Origin of the sequence: Cupriavidus pauculus, assembly GCF_008801835.1 — a bacterium.
GTDB classification, from domain to species: domain Bacteria; phylum Pseudomonadota; class Gammaproteobacteria; order Burkholderiales; family Burkholderiaceae; genus Cupriavidus; species Cupriavidus pauculus.
The window spans coordinates 48,801-55,076 of the sequence record NZ_VZOW01000037.1; the positions used below are offsets into that span (position 1 = coordinate 48,801).

Annotated in this window: 3 protein-coding genes; 2 read left to right on the forward strand and 1 reads right to left on the reverse strand. The window is 64.7% G+C overall.

The window, feature by feature from the left end:
* Positions 1-61: 61 nt before the first annotated feature.
* Entirely contained in the window at positions 62-2,656 is a 2,595-nt protein-coding gene (locus F7R19_RS25185) for a PAS domain S-box protein (RefSeq protein WP_150982400.1), read from the reverse strand.
* Positions 2,657-3,091: 435 nt separating this feature from the next.
* Between F7R19_RS25185 and aceE the strand changes: the two genes are divergently transcribed.
* Together aceE and F7R19_RS25195 are read left to right on the forward strand one after the other, a co-directional pair.
* Positions 3,092-5,779, forward strand: coding sequence for a pyruvate dehydrogenase (acetyl-transferring), homodimeric type (gene aceE / locus F7R19_RS25190; protein WP_061960178.1), 2,688 nt, complete (start codon positions 3,092-3,094; stop codon positions 5,777-5,779).
* A 194-nt stretch (positions 5,780-5,973) separates the two neighbouring features.
* Positions 5,974-6,276 (forward strand): biotin/lipoyl-containing protein (locus tag F7R19_RS25195; protein WP_150982401.1); only part of this gene is annotated, 303 nt, incomplete at its 3' end.

The window sequence follows — 6,276 nt, forward strand, 5'->3', positions numbered from 1 at the left end:
TCCGGGCGGCCTCCCGATGCCCCGCGGCAGAGGGACGCCCGTCAAGCCAGAGATGCGCCCGTTACTGTTCGGGAAGCGCGGGCTGCAGCGGCAGCGTGATTTTAAACGTACAACCGATGCCGTCCGCATTGTTTTCGACCCACAGACGGCCCTGATGCGATTCGATGATCGACCGGCAGATATTGAGGCCCATGCCCATGCCGTCCGACTTGGTGCTGAAAAACGGTTCGAACAGGCGCTCCTTGGTGGCTTCGTCCACCCCCGGGCCCTGGTCGATGACGTCGATGCAGACGCACTGGCCGAACTCGACGTTCTCGACGCGGGCGTGCAGCCGCACCACGCCCGCCGCCCGCAGCGCCGGCAGGCCGGCCATGGCCTCGACGGCATTCTTGAGCAGATTCACCAGCACCTGTTCGATCAGCACCGGGTCGACGTAGAGCATCAGCGGCGGCGAGGGCAGGCGGGTCAGGATCGTCACGCGGCGGCGCGTGGCTTCCAGATCGGCCAGACCCACCGCGTCGGCCACGATGTCGTGCAGCGCGGCTTCGCGCCGTTGCGGCTGGCTGCGTTTCACGAAACCGCGGATCCGGCTGATGATGGTGCCGGCGCGCACTGCTTGCGCCGAAGTCTTTTCCAGCACCGGAATCAGGTCTTCCGGCGTGCTGCGGCCCGAATGCAGGCGCGCCACGGCGCCCATGCAGTAATTGTTGATCGCGGCCAGCGGCTGGTTCAGCTCGTGGGCCAGCGACGACGCCATCTCGCCCATGGTGGTCAGGCGGCTGGTGAACTGCAGCCGCTCCTCGTGCTGGCGCGCCATTTCCTCGGCGGCCTTGCGCACCGTGATGTCGGTGGCGATCTGCATCTGCGCCAGATGGCCGTCCACCCACTGGATATAGCGGCGGCGCACTTCGAACCACTTCTGCATGTCGGGCACGAACACTTCGCGCGCGTCGGACGCATACGGCATCAGCTCGGAGGCGGGCAGTCCGGCGTAGGCATCGACGAAGTCCGTGTTGTCGCTGGACATCTGGTCCTTGTCGAAATCGTCGCCGGCCAGCTTCAGATGGCCCTCGGCCTCCCAGCCGAACAACTGGCGGTAATAGCGATTGGCGAAAAGCAATTCGGCCTTGTCGGTGGCCAGCACCGAAACCGCCGCGTCGAGGCTCTCCAGGACCGTCGTGAAGCGATCGTGGGCGGCCGCCAGCTCCTCGCGCGCGCGTTTGGGCTCGGTGATGTCGGTCATCGAGCTCATCCAGCCCGTATGCCGGCCGCGGCTGTCGACCAGCGGCGAGACGTACATGCGAGCAAAGAAGCTGCTGCCATCGCGCCGCATTACGCGCATTTCGTACCCCGTGGCCGGCGATTTGCCCTGCAGCGTGAGGTCGATCTGCTTCTGCATCTCCTGCTGGTCATTGGGTGGCCAGTAGGGGAAGGGCGGCTTGCGGCCCACCAGTTCGGCTTCGGTCCAGCCCGTCATGCGGCAGAACGCCGGATTCACGTAGGTGATGCGGCCGTTCAGATCGAGCGCCCGCAAGCCGATCAGCATCGAGTTTTCCATGGCGCGCCGGAATGACGTCTCGGCCAGCAGCGCGCGCTGCGCCTCGGACCGGCGGCTGGTATGGCGCCACATGCTCCACAGGCTCCACAGCAGGAAGCAGGACAGTCCCACTACCAGCCACAGCAGCATGTTGTTCGGCAGGTTCGACGGCGGCGGATAGGCATCGGCACGCAGCGACAGCGAATGACCCGGCGGATCGAGCAGGACTTCGTACGACAGCGCATTGCCCGGCACCGGCCGCACCGAAGTGCTGGCGCGCGTCTGGTTGTTCTTGTCGATCAGCGAGAAGCGATAGCGCTCGGTCAGCTCGGGCGGTAGCAGATGCGTGAGGATGCCGTTGATCGAGTAGAGCGCGCCCAGCGTGCCCAGGAACTCGTTGTCGCGCACGATCGGCACTTCCATCAGCATGAAGCTGTCGCCGCGGTCGTTCATCAGCGGACGCGAGTAGACCACGCGCTGCGTTTCGCGCGCGGCGTCGAAGGTGTCGAGAACTTCCGGCTCCAGCGGCTGGTCCACCGTTTCCCGCAGGCGGCTGGCGAATTCGGAGGTCGAGGGCAGCGACCAGCGGCCGCGCTTGGTCGCGTCCAGCCAGTTGATAAAGACGATCTCGGGGTTCTCGCGCAGGATTTCCTGCGCGGCGGTGCGGTAGGCGCCTTGGTCGAGTTGGGCCGCCGCGATGTCGCGCGCCAGCGACGCCATCTGGTCCTGGTTGCTGAGCAGCGACAGGCGTACGCGCTGCTGCGCCCACGCGGCGTCGCGGTACAGCGCGTCGCGCTGCTGCTGGCGTTCGGTTTCGTGCAACGACCAGAGGATCACGCCCATGGCCACCGTGAACAGCACGATCGCCACCAGCGGGATGAACATGAACCAGCTTGTCGCCACCAGATTGCGCCAGCGCATGATCCAGAGGCGGCGCGGCGCCGGCGCCAGCGGCTCCATGGCGTCGTGCTGATCGCCGTCGTCGCTGTGGACGTCGGCATGGCCGGCACGCGCGACACCGGGCGCCACGCCGTGCGGGGCGTCACTGACAGTGCCGGCAGAGTTCGGTGGCAGGATGGCCGTGCGCAGGCCGGAGAGGATTCGTTCGAAGAACTGCATAGGGGATTGACGACTGACCGGCCAGTGTATCGACTTTATTGCGGTGCGTCGCTTGGGGAAAGCGCCTACTCATCACAGGAAAAACCTTAAATCGACGACCCCTTGGATGGGCGCGCGCTGCCGGTTTCTGGTGCGGTGCCACAATATTTCACATTATAAGAAAGCAGTTCGTAATCTGAAAATTTCGCTTGTCAGCCGTTGCTGTGCTTCCATAGAATCGCTTCGACCGAATAATGCGGGCGGGCGCCATGCGCTTGTCGAGCCGAGGATCCCGGGCAGCGCGACCCGATTTGAAAGATCCCGGCGACGGCCAGAGTACCGATGCCAGGACCAGGCCACCACGCTCCGCCGCGACGTCAGAACCGTCAGACCGGCCGACCGATATCCGCCATACCGTGGCGGCCGCCGGGGCAGGAATTTACCCAGGAGACAGTCATGTCCGCTGTACCAGAGCAGATCCTCGGCGCCAGCAGCGCCAACGACGCAGATCCCCAGGAAACGCATGAATGGCTGGATGCCCTCCAGGGCGTCCTGAATGCCGAGGGCGTCGATCGCGCCGCCTTCCTGATCGACAAGCAGATCGAATATGCGCGCGTAAATGGCGTCACGCAGCCGTTCCACGCCGAAACCCCGTACATCAACACGATTCCGGTCGAGCAGCAGGCCCGTATTCCGGGCGACCAGGATATCGAGCATCGCATCCGCTCGTACACGCGCTGGAACGCGATGGCGATGGTGCTGCGCGCCAACAAGCACACCAATGTGGGCGGCCATATCTCGTCGTTCGCGTCGGCCGCCACGCTCTATGACGTCGGCTACAACCACTTCTGGCGCGCCCCGTCCGAGCAGAGCGGCGGCGATCTCGTGTTCGTGCAGGGTCATTCGGCGCCGGGCGTCTACTCGCGCGCCTTCCTGCTGGGTCGCCTGACGACAGAGCAACTCGACAACTTCCGTCAGGAAGTCGACGGCAAGGGTATCTCGTCGTATCCGCACCCGTGGCTGATGCCCGATTTCTGGCAGTTCCCGACCGTGTCGATGGGCCTGGGTCCGATCATGGCGATCTACCAGGCGCGCTTCATGAAGTACCTGAGCAGCCGCGGCCTGGTCAACGCCGGCGACCGCAAGGTGTGGGCCTTCCTGGGCGATGGCGAGACCGACGAGCCGGAATCGCTGGGCGCGATCGGCATGGCCGGCCGCGAGAAGCTGGACAACCTGGTCTTCGTGATCAACTGCAACCTGCAGCGCCTGGACGGTCCGGTGCGCGGCAACGGCAAGATCATCCAGGAGCTGGAATCGGAATTCCGTGGTTCGGGCTGGAACGTGATCAAGGTGGTGTGGGGCAGCCGCTGGGACCAACTGCTGGCGCGCGACACCAAGGGCCTGCTGATGAAGCGCATGATGGAATGCGTGGACGGCGAGTACCAGACCTTCAAGGCCAAGGACGGCGCCTACGTGCGCGAACACTTCTTCAATACGCCGGAGCTCAAGGCCATGGTGGCCGACTGGTCCGACGACGACATCTGGCGCCTGAACCGCGGCGGCCATGATCCGCACAAGGTCTACGCGGCCTACAAGGCGGCCAGCGAGCACAAGGGCCAGCCCACGCTGATCCTGGCCAAGACCATCAAGGGCTATGGCATGGGCGATGCCGGCCAGGCCATGAACGTGGCCCACCAGCAGAAGAAGATGCCGGTGGACGCCATCCGCGCATTCCGCGACCAGTTCAACATCCCGGTGCCGGATGACAAGCTGGAAGAAGTCCCGTACCTGACGTTCGAGGAAGGTTCGAAGGAACTGGAATACATGCGCCAGGCGCGCATGAACCTGGGCGGCTACCTGCCGGCCCGCCGCCAGAAGGCCGAGGCGCTGAAGGTGCCCGAGCTGTCGGCGTTCGAGGCGCTGCTCAAGGCCACCGGCGAAGGCCGCGAAGTGTCCACCACGATGGCCTTCGTGCGGATCCTGAACACGCTGCTCAAGGACAAGCAGATCGGCAAGCACGTAGTGCCCATCGTGCCGGACGAGTCGCGCACGTTCGGCATGGAAGGCTTGTTCCGCCAGGTAGGCATCTGGAACCAGGAAGGCCAGAAGTACGTGCCGGAAGACCATGATCAACTGATGTTCTACAAGGAATCGCAGACTGGTCAGGTTTTGCAGGAAGGCATCAACGAAGCCGGCGCCATGTGCGACTGGATCGCCGCGGCCACGTCGTATTCGACGCACGGCGTGCAGATGATCCCGTTCTACATCTACTACTCGATGTTCGGCATCCAGCGTATCGGCGACCTTTGCTGGGCCGCTGCCGATATGCGCTCGCGCGGCTTCCTGCTGGGCGGCACCTCGGGCCGCACCACGCTCAATGGCGAAGGCCTGCAGCACGAAGACGGTCATTCGCACGTGTTCCACGCCGCGATCCCGAATTGCATCTCGTACGATCCGACGTTCCAGTACGAACTGGCCGTGATCATGCAGGATGGTCTGCGCCGCATGTATGCCGAACAGGAGGACGTGTACTACTACCTGACGGTGATGAACGAAAACTACGAGCATCCGGAAATGCCGGCTGGCGTGGAAAAGGACATCGTCAAGGGCATGTACCAGTTCCGCAAGGGCGTGGAAAACAGCAATGCGCCGCGCGTGCAACTGCTGGGTTCGGGCACGATCTTCCGTGAAGTCATCGCCGCGGCAGACATGCTGAAGAAGGACTGGGGCGTGGAATCGGACATCTGGGGCTGCCCGAGCTTTACCGAGCTGGCGCGCGAAGGCCACGACGCCGAGCGCTACAACCTGCTGCATCCGACCGAAACGCCGCGTGAATCGTTTGTGGCCCAGAAGCTCAAGGGCGTGCGCGGTCCGGTGATCGCCTCGACCGATTACGTGCGCGCCTTCGCCGAACAGATTCGTCCGTTCGTGCCGCGCCGCTACGTGGTGCTGGGCACCGATGGCTTCGGCCGCTCGGACACCCGCGAGAAGCTGCGCCACTTCTTCGAAGTGGACCGCAACTGGGTCACCGTCGCCGCACTGAAGGCGCTGGCCGACGAAGGCGCGATCGGTCGCGAGAAGGTGGCCGAGGCCATCAAGAAGTACAACCTCGATCCGAACAAGCCGAACCCGATGTCGGTCTGATTCCCGGACTTGCACGACTGAACCCCCGCAGCGCGGCACCCCGCCGCGCCGCGGCTTGCCCCCGGCTGGCCGGCGGGCGGGCCGCGGCCACGGTGGTGCGCGGCAGCGTGACAGACGCAGGAGGCGAGAGTACCCTCGCCCAGTGCATTTGTCGTAACTGACCCAAAGTGCCGGCTGCCCAGGAGAGACACTGAATGAGTCAAGCGATTGAAATCAAGGTGCCGGATATCGGCGACTACGACGCCGTTCCCGTCATCGAGGTGCATGTGAAGCCGGGCGACCAGATCAACGCGGAAGACGCGCTGGTGACGCTGGAATCGGACAAGGCCACCATGGACGTGCCGTCGCCGCAGGCAGGCACGGTCAAGGAAGTCCGCATCAAGGTGGGCGACAACGTCAAGGAAGGCTCGGTGCTGGTGATGCTGGAACCCGCCGGCGCCGCCGCGCCTGCTCCCGCCGCGGCGCCGTCCCCCGCGCCGTCGGCAGCGCCGGCTCCC

Bases quoted from the DNA above. Each gene is read 5' to 3' on its own strand.
- F7R19_RS25185 (WP_150982400.1), bottom strand. From the start codon at position 2,656: ATGCAGTTCTTCGAACGAATCCTCTCCGGCCTGCGCACGGCCATCCTG.
- aceE (WP_061960178.1), top strand. From the start codon at position 3,092: ATGTCCGCTGTACCAGAGCAGATCCTCGGCGCCAGCAGCGCCAACGAC.